Here is a 14,941-nt window from a genome sequence, read left to right as displayed (position 1 = left end):
GCGCTTGCAGGTGTTACATTACGCCTCTGGAAACTCTCTCGTAAAAAGGTCTTATCATGGCGAAAACTGCCGCAGCAATGCATATCCTCGTGAAGGAAGAAGCTCAAGCACAAGAAATCCTGGCCCAGTTGAAAAACGGTGGCGATTTCGAGAAGCTGGCTAAGAAACACTCTACTTGCCCGTCAGGCAAAAAAGGCGGCCACTTAGGCGAGTTCAAACAGGGCGCAATGGTCCCAGCTTTCGATAAAGTGGTGTTTTCTGCCCCGCTGATCGAGCCACAAGGCCCGCTGCACACCCAGTTCGGCTACCACATCATTAAAGTGCTTTATCGCAACTAAGTCGGCGATAACGTACCAAAAGAAAGGGCACCGCATTTCCATGCAGTGCCCTTTTTTAATGCAGTACCCACTCTAATGCTGGGATATCCAAAATCATTCGAGTTTTGGGCAGCCTGAAGACCCGAGTAATTCGAGCTACAGGAAGGCGGCAAGTGAGGGAATCCCGATGAGCTTACTCAAGTAAGTGATTCGGGTGACCAAGTGCAGCCAACGCATCTGTAGTTCGAAGTACGAAGGGGATTAGCTTGCGACGGCGATACGCTTCATATCCGTCATATACCCACGCAGCTTATGGCCTACAGACTCGATCGGGTGGTTGCGAATGGCTTCGTTAACATCACGCAGCTGCGCGTTATCAACGTTGGTGCCTGCAACAGATTTACCCAGATCGCCAGCTTGCAGCGTCGTCATGAACTCTTTCAGCAATGGCACTGCAGCGTTAGCGAACAGGTAGTTGCCGTATTCTGCGGTGTCAGAGATAACCACGTTCATTTCATACAGACGTTTACGCGCGATGGTGTTAGCAATCAGCGGCAGCTCGTGCAGAGATTCGTAGTAAGCAGACTCTTCGATGATACCAGCAGCAACCATGGTTTCGAATGCCAGTTCAACGCCTGCTTTAACCATCGCGATCATCAGAACGCCGTTGTCGAAGTACTCTTGCTCAGCGATTTTGCCTTCGAACTGTGGTGCGTTTTCGAATGCAGTTGCGCCAGTCTCTTCGCGCCAAGTCAGTAATTTCTTATCGTCGTTAGCCCAGTCAGCCATCATGCCGCTAGAGAATTCGCCGGAGATGATGTCATCCATATGTTTCTGGAACAGTGGAGCCATGATGCCTTTCAGCTGCTCAGACAGCGCGTAAGCACGCAGTTTAGCCGGGTTGGACAGACGGTCCATCATCAGCGTAATACCGCCTTGCTTCAGGGCTTCGGTCACAGTTTCCCAGCCGAATTGCAGCAGTTTTTCTGCGTAAGCTTCATCAACGCCGTCAGCGACTAATTTGTCGAAGCACAGCAGAGAACCCGCCTGCAACATGCCGCAAAGGATGGTTTGTTCGCCCATCAGGTCAGATTTAACTTCTGCAACGAAAGAAGATTGCAGAACGCCCGCGCGGTGACCGCCAGTTGCCGCAGCCCATGCTTTCGCGATAGCCATACCCTCGCCTTTCGGGTCGTTTTCTGGGTGAACGGCGATCAGAGTTGGAACACCGAAACCGCGTTTGTACTCTTCACGCACTTCGGTACCCGGGCATTTTGGAGCCACCATCACCACGGTGATGTCTTTACGAATTTGCTCACCCACTTCAACGATGTTGAAGCCGTGGGAGTAACCCAGAGTCGCGCCATCTTTCATCAGAGGCTGAACGGCTTTAACAACAGCGCTGTGCTGTTTGTCTGGCGTCAGGTTAACAACCAGATCAGCCTGTGGGATCAGCTCTTCGTAGGTCCCTACTTTGAAGCCGTTTTCAGTCGCTTTACGCCATGATGCACGTTTTTCTGCGATAGCTTCTGCACGCAAGGTGTAGGAAACGTCCAGACCGGAGTCACGCATGTTCAAACCTTGGTTAAGGCCCTGCGCGCCACAACCAACAATCACGACTTTTTTACCTTTCAGGTAGCTCGCTTCGTCAGCGAATTCGTCGCGGCCCATGAAGCGGCATTTGCCCAATTGTTCTAACTGCTGGCGCAGGTTCAAGGTGTTGAAATAGTTAGCCATCGTAATACTCCGTTCTCTCTCTGAGGATGTTGTTATGTGTGGTTCACCGGTTTCGGTGAACGCGATGAAATTACTATATGTTATGTATTGTGTTGCTTAAATTGATATATTGAGAAGATGACGTTGCAGAAAATGCAACATGCTGTTCCTACTCAAATTGGGGAAACCGCGCATGGATCTTCGCGATCTCAAACTCTTTTTACATCTGGCCGAAAGCCGCCACTTTGGGCGCTCGTCCAAGGCGATGCATGTCAGCCCGTCGACCCTTTCCCGCCAGATTCAGCGTCTGGAAGAAGAGCTTGGCCAGCCGCTGTTTCAGCGCGATAACCGCACGGTACAATTGACCAGCGCGGGAGAACAGCTTCGCAACTTTGCGCAGCAAACCTTGTTGCAGTACCAACAGCTGCGTCACTCCCTCGGCCAACACGGGCCCTCGTTGAGTGGCGAGTTACGGCTGTTTTGTTCCGTGACCGCGGCATATAGTCATTTGCCGCCGATCCTCGACCGATTCCGCGCGCAGCATCCGTTGGTTGAAATCAAACTCACCACCGGCGACGCCGCAGACGCAGTCGAGAAAGTTCAGTCCGCCGAAGCCGATTTGGGTATCGCTGGGCATCCAGAAAACCTGCCTTCCAGCGTCGATTTCACCCAAATTGGCGAAATCCCGATGATCCTCATCGCCCCGTCACTCCCCTGCGCGGTGCGAAGCCAAACCAGCGAGCCTCATCCGGACTGGTCGCAAATTCCGTTTATCCTGCCGGAGCACGGCCCGGCGCGTAAGCGAATCGACATTTGGTTTAAACGCAATCGCCTGATTAACCCACAGATTTACGCCACGGTGTCCGGCCACGAAGCCATCGTCTCGATGGTGGCTCTCGGCTGCGGCATTGCCCTGCTGCCTGACGTGGTGCTGGAGAATAGCCCCGAACCGGTGCGAAATCGTATTACCGTTCTTGAAAACGTGACGCTTGGCTCACCTTTAGAGCTGGGCGTGTGCGTACAGAAGAAACGTCTTAAGGAGCCGCTCATCGACGCCTTCTGGCAACTGTTATAAAACCGTTTTATGACAGAAAAAAGACCAATAAAAAGGGCCAACAGGCCCTTTGAATTTTTCTAGCCCGCCAAGAAGAAACGGAAAGCTGGGTTTTCACTTTCGTTGTGGCAGTCGTAGCCCAGCGCGGAAAGATTTTTTTCAAACTCCGGCTCTTGCTCGGTCAGCTCGAAAGCCGCCAAAACGCGACCAAAATCAGTGCCATGGCTGCGATAGTGGAACAGAGAAATATTCCAGTGCGTGCCTAAGGTTTGCAGGAACTTGAGCAACGCGCCCGGCGATTCCGGGAACTCGAAGCTGTAGAGCCTTTCGCGCAGAGGCTTGCTTGGGCGGCCGCCAACCATGTAGCGGACGTGCAATTTCGCCATTTCATCATCGGAAAGATCCACCACCTGATACCCGCCGTGGTGCAGCTCGTCGATGATCTCTTTGCGTTCGACATTCCCGCGCGTTAAGCGAACACCCACAAAGATGCAGGCATCTTTGTCGTCGGCGTAGCGATAGTTGAACTCGGTGACCGAGCGCCCGCCGAGCAGTTGGCAGAACTTTAGGAAGCTGCCCTTTTGCTCAGGAATGGTCACGGCCAACAAGGCTTCACGCTGCTCGCCAAGCTCACAACGCTCTGAAACATAACGCAAACCGTGGAAGTTCACGTTGGCGCCAGAGAGGATGTGTGCCAGACGCTCGCCCTGAATATTATGTTGCTGGACGTACTTCTTCAGCCCGGCCAAGGCCAGCGCGCCCGAAGGCTCGGCAATGGCGCGGACGTCTTCGAATAAGTCTTTTACCGCGGCGCAAATCGCGTCGCTGTCGACAGTGATCACGTCGTCCAAGTACTCGCGACACAGGCGGAAGGTTTCATTGCCGATGCGCTTAACGGCCACGCCCTCAGCAAACAGCCCGACGCGTGCCAAGTCCACCGGCTCGCCCGCATCCAGCGCGGCGCGCAGGCAGGCAGAGTCTTCGGCTTCGACACCAATCACCTGAATTTGCGGCATCAGCTGTTTAATCAGCACCGCCACGCCTGCGGCCAAACCGCCACCGCCGACTGGCACAAAAACTCTATCGAGGTGAGCATCTTGCTGGAGCAGCTCCATCGCCAAGGTGCCTTGCCCGGCGATAACTGCCGGATGGTCGAATGGCGGGACGAAAGTCATGCCCTGCTGCTGGGAAAGCTCGACAGCTTTGGCTTTCGCTTCATCAAAATTAGCCCCGTGCAACAGCACTTCGCCGCCAAAATTACGCACGGCATCCACTTTGATGTCGGCGGTCGCCACTGGCATAACGATGAGGGATTTAATGCCTTTTTTGCTGGCTGAAAGCGCCACGCCCTGCGCGTGGTTACCGGCCGATGCCGTGACCACGCCGCGAGCGGCCTGCTCTTCAGTCAGACTCGCTATCATCGAATAGGCGCCGCGCAGCTTGAAACTGTGCACGGGCTGGCGATCTTCGCGTTTCACTAAAATGGTGTTATTCAGGCGGGAAGAGATTTTCTCCATCGCCTGAAGTGGCGTAACTTGCGCCACTTCGTAAACCGGCGCGCGCAGTACGGCGCGGAGATACTCCGCGCCTCCCGGCTGGTCGGATAGGGGTTGTGATACCGCCATGACCGTTAGCCTCCCAGCTTACTCTTGTCACGCACTGCGCCTTTGTCGGCGCTGGTTGCCAAGCTGGCATAAGCGCGCAGCGCGAAGGAGACCACGCGCTCACGGCCGTGAGGAGTCCACGCCTGATCGCCACGGGCCAGTTCAGCTTCATGGCGCGCAGCCAGTTCGGCCGCTGGAACATCCAGCACCATGCTACGATTTGGAATGTCGATATCAATCATGTCGCCATCTTTCACCAAAGCAATCAGGCCGCCGCTGCCCGCTTCTGGAGAAACGTGGCCGATGGACAGACCTGAAGTACCGCCGGAGAAACGGCCGTCGGTGATCAGCGCACACTCTTTACCCAGCCCCATGGATTTCAGGTAAGTAGTTGGGTAGAGCATCTCTTGCATGCCCGGCCCGCCTTTCGGCCCTTCGTAGCGAATAACTACCACGTCGCCGGACACCACTTTGCCGCCGAGAATCGCTTCAACCGCGCTGTCTTGGCTTTCATATACTTTTGCCGGGCCACGGAAGGTCAGGTTGGATTTATCCACGCCCGCCGTCTTAACGATACTGCCCGCTTCGGCCAAGTTGCCGTAAAGCACGGCCAGACCGCCGTCTTTGCTGAACGCGTGTTCCAGAGAACGGATACAGCCTTCTGCGCGGTCATCATCCAGCGTGTCCCAACGGCAATCCTGCGAGAACGCCTGCGTGGTACGAATACCGGCCGGGCCTGCGCGGAACATTTTTTTCACCGCTTCGTCTTTGGTCAGCATGATGTCGTACTTATTCAACGTCTCAGTCAGCGACAGGCCGAGGATGTTTTTAACATCGCGATGCAACAGACCTGCGCGGTCCAGTTCGCCGAGAATAGCCAACACGCCACCGGCGCGGTGAACGTCTTCCATATGGTATTTCTGGGTGCTTGGGGCAACTTTGCAAAGGTGTGGAACTTTGCGGGACAGGCGGTCAATGTCGGTCATGTCGAACTCAATCTCGCCTTCCTGCGCCGCAGCCAACAGGTGCAGAACGGTGTTGGTCGAGCCGCCCATGGCGATGTCCAGCGTCATGGCGTTTTCGAATGCGGCTTTGCTGGCGATGCTGCGCGGCAAGGCAGTGGCATCGTCTTTTTCGTAATAACGTTTGGTCAACTCAACGATGCGTTGACCGGCCGTCAGGAACAGCTCTTTGCGGTCAGCGTGGGTCGCCAACAGTGAACCGTTACCCGGCTGGGACAGGCCCAAGGCTTCGGTCAGGCAGTTCATGGAGTTGGCGGTGAACATACCTGAGCAAGAACCACAGGTCGGGCAGGCAGAACGTTCGATCTGCTCGCTGTCGGCATCGCTGACGTTCGGGTTCGCGCCCTGAATCATGGCGTCAACCAAGTCGAGCTTGATGATTTTGTCAGACAGTTTGGTTTTACCGGCTTCCATCGGGCCGCCGGAAACAAAGATAACTGGGATATTCAGGCGCAGAGACGCCATCAGCATTCCCGGCGTGATTTTGTCGCAGTTGGAAATACACACCATAGCATCGGCGCAGTGCGCGTTAACCATGTACTCCACCGAGTCGGCAATCAACTCGCGCGAAGGCAGTGAATACAGCATGCCGCCATGACCCATGGCAATACCGTCATCGACGGCGATAGTGTTGAACTCTTTAGCAACACCGCCGGAGGCTTCGATTTGTTCGGCAACCAGTTTACCCAAGTCGCGCAGGTGCACGTGGCCCGGTACGAACTGGGTAAAGGAGTTTACAACGGCAATAATTGGCTTACCGAAATCGTCATCGGTCATGCCGGTGGCACGCCATAAAGCGCGGGCGCCAGCCATGTTACGGCCATGAGTGGTGGTAGCGGAACGGTACTTAGGCATGCTCTATTCACTCCAAATCAAGTCAATGTGCAGGTGACGTGTTCGCCACCTGCCGTATTTCTTATTTACCCTAAATCCTTCGAGTTGCATCAGTGTGGCAACGCGATTGCGGGTAAAATTATTGTGGGTTGATTGGATCCAACCAGCCCCATTTGTCTTCGGTTTTGCCGGTGAACAGGCCGAAGAATGCATCCTGGATTTTTTTAGTCACTGGACCACGCTTGCCGATACCCACTTGGATACCATCAACGCTGCGAACCGGGGTGATTTCAGCCGCGGTGCCTGACATGAAGACTTCGTCAGCCAGATACAGAGATTCACGAGACAGCACTTGTTCACGCACTTCCAGACCCATGTCTTTCGCCAGTTTGATGATGGCGTCGCGGGTGATACCCGGCAGTGCAGAAGAGGTGAATGGTGGCGTGAAGATAATGCCGTCTTTAACTTCAAACAGGTTTTCGCCCGCGCCTTCGGAAACATAACCGTGAACATCCAGCGCGATGCCTTCCTGATAGCCGTGGCGGCGAGCTTCGCTACCGACCAGCAGGGAAGAAAGATAGTTACCGCCGGCTTTCGCGGCAGTTGGGATGGTGTTAGCTGCTACGCGGTTCCATGAAGAAACCATCGCATCGATACCTTGCTCCAGCGCTTCTTCACCCAGATAGGCGCCCCAAGGGAACGCGGCGATGATCACATCAGTTTTGTAACCATCTGGTGGGTTAACGCCCATACCGACATCGCCGATAAACACCAGCGGACGGATGTATGCGCTCACCAGCTTGTTGGTGCGCAGGGTTTCGCGGCAAGCTTCCATCAACTCATCAACGCTCTGGCTGACTGGCATACGATAGATTTTGGCTGAGTCACGCAGGCGCTGCATGTGTTCACGGTGACGGAACACCACTGGGCCTTTGTGGGAGTCGTAGCAACGAACGCCCTCAAAGACTGAAGTGCCGTAATGCAGTGCGTGTGACATTACGTGTACTTTCGCTTCCGCCCAAGGAACCATCTCGCCATTGAACCAAATGAAATCAGCTTTCTTCGTCATTCTCTCTTTCCTTAACTTACGCGTTGGCGCGTATTTGTTGTGATGTGTGCTGTTGGATCTCGACGCAGGCGACATCCATCAATTTGCGTAACTGTGAAGACAGTAAATCTACAGACCGCTGGCTGGCAACGGTCAATTCAATATTTATGTTTTCCGCATTTATCATAGGAGTCATATTCATCGCGCACACCTGAAAACCACGGTGGCGGACAACGCGTAAAACCCGTTCTAACATTTCAGGGCGGAAGCGAGCTTGAATTGAGACGTTATGCTGCATCATGACATTTTCTCCAACATATTTTCGTTGCCTGCGCCTGGCGGCACCAGTGGCCAGACGTTCTGGCTTTCGTCGATGGAAACCTGAAGCAAATAAGGACCTTCACTGTTGAAGAAAGCGTCCAGGGCGGCGTCGACTTGATCTTTACGGCTGATACGTTGGCCTGGGATATCGAACGCGCTGGCCAGCGTAATAAAATCGGGGTTATCGGAGAGGTTGGTTTCGCTATAACGTCCATCAAAGAACAGCTCCTGCCACTGTCGAACCATGCCTAAACGCTGGTTATCCAACAGCAGGATTTTTAACGGCAGCTGTTTTCGCTTGATGGTGCCCAGCTCCTGAACGTTCATCATGAAGGAACCGTCGCCAGAAACGCAGATAACCATGTCGTCCGGGCGAGCAACCTGTGCGCCAACCGCCGCTGGGATACCAAAGCCCATGGTGCCCAAACCGCTGGAAGTAATGAAGTTTTCCGGACGGCTGAACTGCATGTGCTGGGCGGCCCACATCTGGTGCTGGCCTACGTCGGTGGTGACAACGGTTTCTGCCGCTTTGCGCTCGGAGATCTGCTTGAGCAACAGCGGGGCAAAGATAGCTTCGCCCGGATGATCGTAGCGAGGCTCGCTCTGTGCTTTCAGCGTCATTGTGTGGTCACGCCAGTTATTGATAGACAGCGGCTGCTTCAGCGCGGGCAGCAAGGTTTTTAAATCCCCCTGCAAGGCCACGTGAGCCTGACGCAGCTTGTTCATTTCGGCTGGGTCGATGTCCATATGGATAACGGCGGCGTGTGGCGCGAAGGTGTTTAATTTGCCGGTCACGCGGTCGTCGAAACGAGCACCGACGGCGATCAGCAAGTCACACTCTTGGACTGCCAAGTTCGCGGCTTTGCTGCCGTGCATGCCTAACATGCCCAGATAGCACGGGTCGTTAGCATCTGGCGCGCCCAAGCCTTTCAGCGTGGCGACGGAGGGTATGCCGGTGGTCGCGATGAAATCACGCAGCGCCGGAACGGCCTGAGCGATACCCACGCCGCCGCCAACGTACATCATCGGCTTCTGCGCGGTGGCAATCATGTCGTAGGCTTGTTGCAGTTCGGCAATGGGGTGTGCGAACTGCTCTTCAACCGGCATCAAGTGCGGCGGTAATTCGCCCATCGCCAGCTGAATATCCTTAGGAATATCAATCAGTACAGGTCCCGGACGGCCGCTGGTTGCGATAGCAAAAGCGTCAGCCATGATTTCCGGCAGAGCGTCCAGCGATTCAACTAAAAAGCTGTGTTTGGTGCAGGCGAGAGACAGACCCAAAACATCGATTTCTTGGAAAGCATCAGTCCCGATTAACGCAGAGCCAACCTGACCGGTGATCGCCACCAGAGGAACGGAATCCATCAGCGCGTCAGCCAGACCGGTGATTAAATTCGTTGCGCCAGGCCCGGAAGTGGCGATGCACACGCCGACTTTCCCGGTGGAACGTGCGTAGCCAATGGCGGCCATCGCAGCGCCCTGCTCGTGTCGGCACAGTAGGTGTTCGACGCCGCCGTCATACAATGCATCGTATACCGGCATAATTGCTCCGCCTGGGTAGCCGAAAACCATATCGACCCCCTGTGCGCGCAATGCTTGTACTACCCACTGTGCTCCGGTCATCGTTATTCTCCTGCCTTTTTAGGTTCTGCGCAGAATTTTATGCTGTTGCTCATTTTCTATTCTCGCCTCAATTTTGCTCTGGCCAAAAAAAAACCCCGGACCTTTCGGTGCGGGGTTCTTTTCAGGTTCAGGCTTGTTTAATAAGCCTTTCTTCGTCCAAGTGCAGCCCCGCACGGTGGGATAATAATCACCACCACGCTAATCACGACTAGGCTAACTACTAGGAGAAGGGCTTTCATTTTTGGTTTCTTAAATTCTTCTTACGAACGATTGCCTACAGAGTTATCACAGTCAGGTGTGATATGACAACACTTTTCTTAGGTTATTACCTTTAGCCTGCTTACCATTAACTCAAAAATAGTTAATCAAATCAGGCATTCGTATGAACTTTCGCCCCAGATGATTTTATTTCACCTGAGAGCACTTTTCCGCGCGTATCGCGCCCGAAGGAAACCAACACCGCAATGACAATTGCCACGGTTCCAGCCACAACGGCCATCGCTAAACCGTAATTATGATCGTTGCTTTCGGCAATGTAGGCTTGCAAGGTGGCATTGACCGACGCCAAAAGGTTACCCAGCTGGTAAACAAACCCCGGCAAGACCGCACGGGTGTTAGCAGGCACCAGTTCGGTAAGGTAGCTCGGCACCACGCCCCACGCGCCCTGCACCATCAACTGCATCAAGAAAGCGCCTAAACCAATGGTCCATACGCCACTTGAGAAGGCCCACAGCGGGATCACCGGAAGTGACAGTAAGGCCGCGATAATAATGGCTTTTTTACGTCCAATTTTTTCGGAAAGTGAGCCAAAGAAGATGCCGCCGATGATAGAAGCGATGGTGTAGCCAATCGCAATCAAGCTGACCGTATGGGCATCAAACCCGTGCTGAATTTTCAGGAAGGACGGATAGAGATCTTGAGTACCGTGGCTGAAGAAGTTGAAAGCCGCCATCAGCACCACCAGATAAACGCACAACTTCCAGTGAGATTTCAGCACTGGCATCAGCGCGGTGCTCTCTTTGCGCTCTCTGGCAGCCAGCCATACCGGTGATTCTTGAACTTTGAACCAGATGAATGGCAGCAGGAAAATCGGCACTGCGCCAATCACGAACATGCCTCTCCAGCCAACCATATTGGAGAACAGCCCGTACACCACCGCGGCCAGCAGATAACCAAACGGATAACCCGCCTGGAACACGCCGGACATAAATCCGCGAGAACGGTCTGGAATAGTTTCCATCGCCAGTGAAGAAGCAACGCCCCACACACCGCCCATCGCCACGCCGTAAATCACTCTTAATACTAAGAAAACGGTCAGCGAAGGGGCCGCCGCTGTGCAAAGTTCAAACACCGAGAAGAAGGCGATATTGATCATCAATATCGGCTTACGACCATATTTCTCCGCAGCACGCCCAAACAGCAATGCCCCAATTGGCCTCACCGCGAGGGTCAGCAAGATGGCAAGCGTCACTTCCTTGATATCTACGCTAAAGGCAGTAGCAATGTCGCTGAGTAAGAAGACGAGGATGAAGAAATCGAACGCGTCGAGCGTCCAACTTAAAAAGCTGGCAATAGCGACATTACGCTGTCTGGAGGTCCAACCGAACATGGTGTGTTTCCTATCCCGGAAAAGTGTAGGGTGCGCTCATTGCTGTATCCGGAACAAACCAATGAGGCTGGAGCAATGTTAAACAAGAAAATAAAATGTTTATTTATTGTTAATATCCAAATAAATTAAACACTCTGATTCAAAAAGCAGCAAGATTATTAGTTTGCTAATTTGTTTCCAGATACCGCAAAGTGTTAACAGCTATTGCTCAATATGCGATTTCCCTCGCACCCATCCCTGCAAAAATTGTCACTGCATAATTATGATTTCGAGACGTGCTGGATAGCCGCCAATAGACGGATGTTCTGACTGCGGATTGCGACATACTGCGGCCTCAAATTGGGCGTAGTCGCAAGGAGATGCCGATGGCATTAGCGGTTGTTCACACCAGAGCCTCACTTGGCGTGCAGGCTCCGGGGGTTGCTGTCGAAGTTCATATCAGCAATGGCTTGCCCGCTCTGGCGCTGGTTGGCTTACCAGAAACCACGGTGAAAGAGGCACGGGATCGGGTACGTAGCGCCATACTCAACTGCGGTTTCACCTTTCCCGCCAAACGCATCACCGTCAATCTGGCTCCCGCTGACCTGCCCAAAGAGGGTGGCCGTTACGACTTGTCCATCGCGCTAGCGATTCTGGTGGCTTCTGAGCAGCTTTCTGGGGATAAGCTGGGTGATTACGAGTTTCTAGGGGAGTTAGGGCTTTCTGGCGCGTTACGTGGCGTAAATGGCGCTATTCCCGCGGCATTGGAAGCTCAAAAAGAGGGGCGACGCTTAATCCTCCCGCAAGACAATCGGCAAGAAATGTCACTGCTTGAGACAGGTATCGCCAAGGTCGCCGACCATCTTCTGCAAGTCTGTGCTTTTTTGCAGGGGGAAGAGGATTTACATGACGTCGAACGCGTCGATCCGCCGGATATCTACGCCAACCAGCCCGACATTGCTGACATCATTGGGCAAGAGCAGTCTAAACGAGCGCTGGAAGTGGCCGCCGCCGGTGGGCATAACCTCTTGCTGATTGGCCCCCCGGGTACCGGCAAAACCATGCTTGCCAGCCGCCTGCCAGCGTTGCTGCCTCCGTTAACCGATCAAGAAACCCTTGAGACGGCGGCGATAGCCAGTCTGGTCTACAACCCCGAAGAGAATGGAAATTTCTCACGCAGCCGCCCTTTCCGCGCCCCTCACCACAGCACCTCCATGAGCGCCTTAGTCGGCGGCGGCTCTTTGCCACGTCCCGGCGAAATTTCTCTGGCACACAACGGCGTGCTGTTTCTTGACGAGCTGCCGGAGTTCGAACGCAAAGTGCTCGATGCCTTGCGCCAGCCCATGGAGTCAGGCGAAATCACCATCTCACGCGCCCGCGCCAAGGTGCGCTACCCCGCCAGAACGCAACTCATCGCCGCCATGAATCCCAGCCCTACAGGACATTACCAAGGCGTACACAACCGTACTCCTCCCCAGCAGGTCCTTCGCTATCTCAGCAGGCTCTCAGGTCCCTTTCTCGACCGTTTTGATTTATCGATTGAAGTGCCTCTCCTGCCACCGGGCGTGCTGAGTTTGCAAAGCCAGAAGCTCGGCTCTCGCGCCAGAGAGAGCAGTGCGCAGGTACGCGAGCGAGTGATGAGGGCTCGCGAGCGCCAATTAGCCCGGTCAGGGAAAATTAATGCGCATATGAGCAGCAGTGAAGTCGAAAAATTTTGCGAGCTTAAAAAGGAGGATGCTGAATTTCTGGAGGGGGTGCTGCACAAGCTGGGATTATCGGTTCGAGCGTGGCATCGCATTCTTAAAGTTGCGAGAACAATAGCCGATCTCAATAATCAGTCTATGATTGAGAAAGCTCATATCTCTGAAGCGCTAAGCTACAGATGTATGGATAGATTGCTGCTGAAGTTACACAAAAGCCTGGCATAAAAAAACGGGGCTAGGCCCCGTTTCATTAATCATCGCTTTCCGTGTAATCTTCCACGGCGTCAGCTTGCGGCTTACCGCCAGACAACGTGTGGAATTTCTTCGGGCGACGTGTGCGGGTAATGTATTTATTCCACACTTTTTCCGCTTCGGTTGCCGGATCACGGCTGCCGCGGCAGACCTCAAGAAAGAGCTTTTCTTCCTCGGTTGCAGGTTCGCGTTTCCCCAAGTCCAGCTCATTGAAAGCAAAGCCGTAACGTTCTAGCATTTGCGCTTCTTTAATGGTGAAATCGCCATGCCGGGAGAACCCGCGAGGGTAGTGTTTATTGTCAAAAAAACGATTTGTCGTGATGAAGCTTTCCGCCATCTGACACGCTCCTAATTCTCTCATGGTCGTGCTGTTATGGCGCGGAGTATTAGATAGGCTTGACAATGTGTAAAACAAAACATTTAAATCTTAACGACAAAAAATATTGGAGATAGTTTTGGATACGGAATTACTGAAAACCTTTTTGGAGGTTAGTAGAACGCGCCACTTTGGTAGAGCCGCTGAATCACTCTATTTGACGCAATCAGCAGTCAGTTTTCGCATCCGCCAACTGGAGACCCAGCTTGGGGCAAATTTATTCACCCGCCACCGCAATAACATTCGCTTAACGCCCGCTGGCGAGCGTTTGCTTCCCTACGCTGAAAACCTCATGTCGACCTGGCAAATGGCTAAAAAAGAGGTTGTACGCTCTCTACAGCACACAGAATTGTCTATCGGGGCCACGGCTTCGCTCTGGGAAGCCTATCTAACCCCTTGGTTGCAATCTCTTTACACTCAGCGTGAAGCATTGCGCCTCGAAGCGCGCGTGGCACTTCGACACTCGCTGGTTAAGCAACTGCATGAAAGACAGCTAGATCTCCTCATCACAACAGAACCCCCCAAGATGGATGAGCTTTCCAGCCAGCTGCTAGGTAATTTCTCGTTACGTCTTTTCGCTTCAGCCAAGCATGATAAGGCCGAACATGCGCCGTATGTCCGTTTGGAGTGGGGTGCAGATTTCACCCAGCAAGAAAGCAAAATGCAGACCAATGAGCAGGAACCTGTTCTGACAACCACCTCAGCACATCTGACTCGCCAGCTATTGGAAACGACCGGAGGCTGCGCCTATCTGCCGACACACTGGGCAAAAGAGTATCCTCAGCTGTCGCCTTACCATGAAATTCCTCCTGTTATTCGCCCTCTGTACGCCGTGTGGCTCCAGAGCAGCGATCAGCAGGTGCTGATTCGTCAGTTACTTAAAACGCCTCTGGTGACTTATTTGTAATGGGCTAACGCCACAGCTAAAGATCTCAAAAGAACCTTTCATGCATGCATTTTAGTCACTTTATCCAGCATAATTGGCGCAATAGAAAGCAATAACGCGCCTTTAACTCCTTCGCTCCGCAACTCTTCTATCCCTTCAAAATCGCTCAAATATCCCGCTCGGAAGATCCAGAAATTGATCCTATCTGAGGGTTTTCTATCCAAAAAATGCCGACATTCGTACCATAAACTGAAAGATAAATGATGAAAAAGCTCTTTTCGCCGATGTGTTGTGGCTATTTTACGAGCAGCATTTGAAGTGATTACAAGTGGATAGCGGCAGGTGTGGCAGGTGTGGCAGGTGTGGCAGGTGTGGCAGGTGTGGCAGGTGTGGCAGGTGTGGCAGGTGTGGCAGGTGTGGCAGGATTTTAAAGCAAAAAAAAGCCCTTCGCTTTCGCAAAGGGCCTTTATATGGCAGGGGCGGAGAGACTCGAACTCGCGACACCCGGTTTTGGAGACCGGTGCTCTACCAACTGAGCTACGCCCCTAGATTCTGCTTAACATTATGCCTGCTAAAGTTAGCAGGCATAATTTAAAT

Annotated in this window: 13 protein-coding genes and 1 tRNA gene; 4 read left to right on the top strand and 10 right to left on the bottom strand. The window is 53.3% G+C overall.

Annotation, left to right across the window (positions count from 1 at the left end):
* Positions 1-56: 56 nt before the first annotated feature.
* Positions 57-338, top strand: coding sequence for a peptidylprolyl isomerase PpiC (ppiC, locus tag GEAM_RS18990; protein ID WP_034794724.1), 282 nt, complete (start codon positions 57-59; stop codon positions 336-338).
* Between the two features lie 240 nt (positions 339-578).
* Here the strand turns inward: ppiC and ilvC are convergent, their stop codons facing one another.
* Positions 579-2,054 carry a ketol-acid reductoisomerase gene (gene ilvC, locus GEAM_RS18985; RefSeq protein WP_034794722.1) on the bottom strand — a complete coding sequence of 492 codons (1,476 nt, stop codon included), beginning with the start codon at positions 2,052-2,054 and terminating at the stop codon, positions 579-581.
* A gap of 172 nt (positions 2,055-2,226) precedes the next feature.
* On the opposite strand from ilvC, the gene ilvY reads away from it, so the two are divergent.
* Positions 2,227-3,108, top strand: a complete 882-nt coding sequence (gene ilvY, locus GEAM_RS18980) for an HTH-type transcriptional activator IlvY (protein WP_034794964.1) — start codon at positions 2,227-2,229, stop codon at positions 3,106-3,108.
* A gap of 59 nt (positions 3,109-3,167) precedes the next feature.
* On the opposite strand, the gene ilvA is transcribed toward ilvY, so the two are convergent.
* From ilvA to GEAM_RS18950, 7 genes are all read right to left on the bottom strand, one after another.
* Positions 3,168-4,712 carry a threonine ammonia-lyase, biosynthetic gene (gene ilvA / locus GEAM_RS18975; protein WP_034794720.1) on the bottom strand — a complete coding sequence of 515 codons (1,545 nt, stop codon included), beginning with the start codon at positions 4,710-4,712 and terminating at the stop codon, positions 3,168-3,170.
* A gap of 5 nt (positions 4,713-4,717) precedes the next feature.
* The gene (ilvD, locus tag GEAM_RS18970) at positions 4,718-6,568 is read right to left on the bottom strand and encodes a dihydroxy-acid dehydratase (protein ID WP_034794717.1); all 1,851 of its coding nucleotides are present in this window, start codon (positions 6,566-6,568) and stop codon (positions 4,718-4,720) included.
* A 118-nt stretch (positions 6,569-6,686) separates the two neighbouring features.
* The gene (locus tag GEAM_RS18965) at positions 6,687-7,616 is read right to left on the bottom strand and encodes a branched-chain amino acid transaminase (RefSeq protein WP_034794715.1); all 930 of its coding nucleotides are present in this window, start codon (positions 7,614-7,616) and stop codon (positions 6,687-6,689) included.
* A gap of 16 nt (positions 7,617-7,632) precedes the next feature.
* The gene (gene ilvM, locus GEAM_RS18960) at positions 7,633-7,896 is read right to left on the bottom strand and encodes an acetolactate synthase 2 small subunit (protein ID WP_034794713.1); all 264 of its coding nucleotides are present in this window, start codon (positions 7,894-7,896) and stop codon (positions 7,633-7,635) included.
* Entirely contained in the window at positions 7,893-9,539 is a 1,647-nt protein-coding gene (gene ilvG, locus GEAM_RS18955; protein WP_034794712.1) for an acetolactate synthase 2 catalytic subunit, read from the bottom strand. The genes ilvM and ilvG overlap by 4 nt, the downstream gene beginning before the upstream one ends.
* Before the next feature lie 137 nt (positions 9,540-9,676).
* Complete coding sequence (gene ilvL, locus GEAM_RS22860) at positions 9,677-9,778, bottom strand: ilv operon leader peptide (RefSeq protein ID WP_015699153.1); 102 nt, start codon at positions 9,776-9,778, stop codon at positions 9,677-9,679.
* 131 nt (positions 9,779-9,909) lie between these two features.
* Positions 9,910-11,148, bottom strand: coding sequence for an MFS transporter (locus GEAM_RS18950; RefSeq protein WP_034794710.1), 1,239 nt, complete (start codon positions 11,146-11,148; stop codon positions 9,910-9,912).
* Between the two features lie 365 nt (positions 11,149-11,513).
* Here GEAM_RS18950 and GEAM_RS18945 point away from each other — a divergent pair, with 365 nt between their 5' ends.
* Positions 11,514-13,055 (top strand): YifB family Mg chelatase-like AAA ATPase, encoded by a 1,542-nt coding sequence (locus GEAM_RS18945; RefSeq protein WP_034794708.1) that lies wholly within the window; start codon positions 11,514-11,516, stop codon positions 13,053-13,055.
* 25 nt (positions 13,056-13,080) lie between these two features.
* On the opposite strand, the gene GEAM_RS18940 is transcribed toward GEAM_RS18945, so the two are convergent.
* Complete coding sequence (locus GEAM_RS18940) at positions 13,081-13,419, bottom strand: MaoP family protein (RefSeq protein ID WP_034794706.1); 339 nt, start codon at positions 13,417-13,419, stop codon at positions 13,081-13,083.
* Positions 13,420-13,537: 118 nt separating this feature from the next.
* Between GEAM_RS18940 and hdfR the strand changes: the two genes are divergently transcribed.
* Positions 13,538-14,365, top strand: a complete 828-nt coding sequence (gene hdfR / locus GEAM_RS18935) for an HTH-type transcriptional regulator HdfR (protein ID WP_034794703.1) — start codon at positions 13,538-13,540, stop codon at positions 14,363-14,365.
* A gap of 450 nt (positions 14,366-14,815) precedes the next feature.
* Here the strand turns inward: hdfR and GEAM_RS18930 are convergent.
* A tRNA-Trp gene (locus tag GEAM_RS18930) sits at positions 14,816-14,891 on the bottom strand.
* Positions 14,892-14,941: the final 50 nt, after the last annotated feature.

The organism is Ewingella americana ATCC 33852 (assembly GCF_000735345.1).
Classification (GTDB): Bacteria; Pseudomonadota; Gammaproteobacteria; order Enterobacterales; family Enterobacteriaceae; genus Ewingella; species Ewingella americana.
The sequence above is the reverse complement of the archived record's forward strand: the minus strand, read 5'-3'. Positions and strand labels throughout refer to the sequence as shown.

Bases quoted from the DNA above. Each gene is read 5' to 3' on its own strand.
- GEAM_RS18950 (WP_034794710.1), bottom strand. From the start codon at position 11,148: ATGTTCGGTTGGACCTCCAGACAGCGTAATGTCGCTATTGCCAGCTTT.
- ilvM (WP_034794713.1), bottom strand. From the start codon at position 7,896: ATGATGCAGCATAACGTCTCAATTCAAGCTCGCTTCCGCCCTGAAATG.
- GEAM_RS18965 (WP_034794715.1), bottom strand. From the start codon at position 7,616: ATGACGAAGAAAGCTGATTTCATTTGGTTCAATGGCGAGATGGTTCCT.
- ilvL (WP_015699153.1), bottom strand. From the start codon at position 9,778: ATGAAAGCCCTTCTCCTAGTAGTTAGCCTAGTCGTGATTAGCGTGGTG.
- ilvD (WP_034794717.1), bottom strand. From the start codon at position 6,568: ATGCCTAAGTACCGTTCCGCTACCACCACTCATGGCCGTAACATGGCT.
- ilvC (WP_034794722.1), bottom strand. From the start codon at position 2,054: ATGGCTAACTATTTCAACACCTTGAACCTGCGCCAGCAGTTAGAACAA.
- GEAM_RS18945 (WP_034794708.1), top strand. From the start codon at position 11,514: ATGGCATTAGCGGTTGTTCACACCAGAGCCTCACTTGGCGTGCAGGCT.
- ilvG (WP_034794712.1), bottom strand. From the start codon at position 9,539: ATGACCGGAGCACAGTGGGTAGTACAAGCATTGCGCGCACAGGGGGTC.
- ilvY (WP_034794964.1), top strand. From the start codon at position 2,227: ATGGATCTTCGCGATCTCAAACTCTTTTTACATCTGGCCGAAAGCCGC.
- ilvA (WP_034794720.1), bottom strand. From the start codon at position 4,712: ATGGCGGTATCACAACCCCTATCCGACCAGCCGGGAGGCGCGGAGTAT.
- GEAM_RS18940 (WP_034794706.1), bottom strand. From the start codon at position 13,419: ATGGCGGAAAGCTTCATCACGACAAATCGTTTTTTTGACAATAAACAC.
- ppiC (WP_034794724.1), top strand. From the start codon at position 57: ATGGCGAAAACTGCCGCAGCAATGCATATCCTCGTGAAGGAAGAAGCT.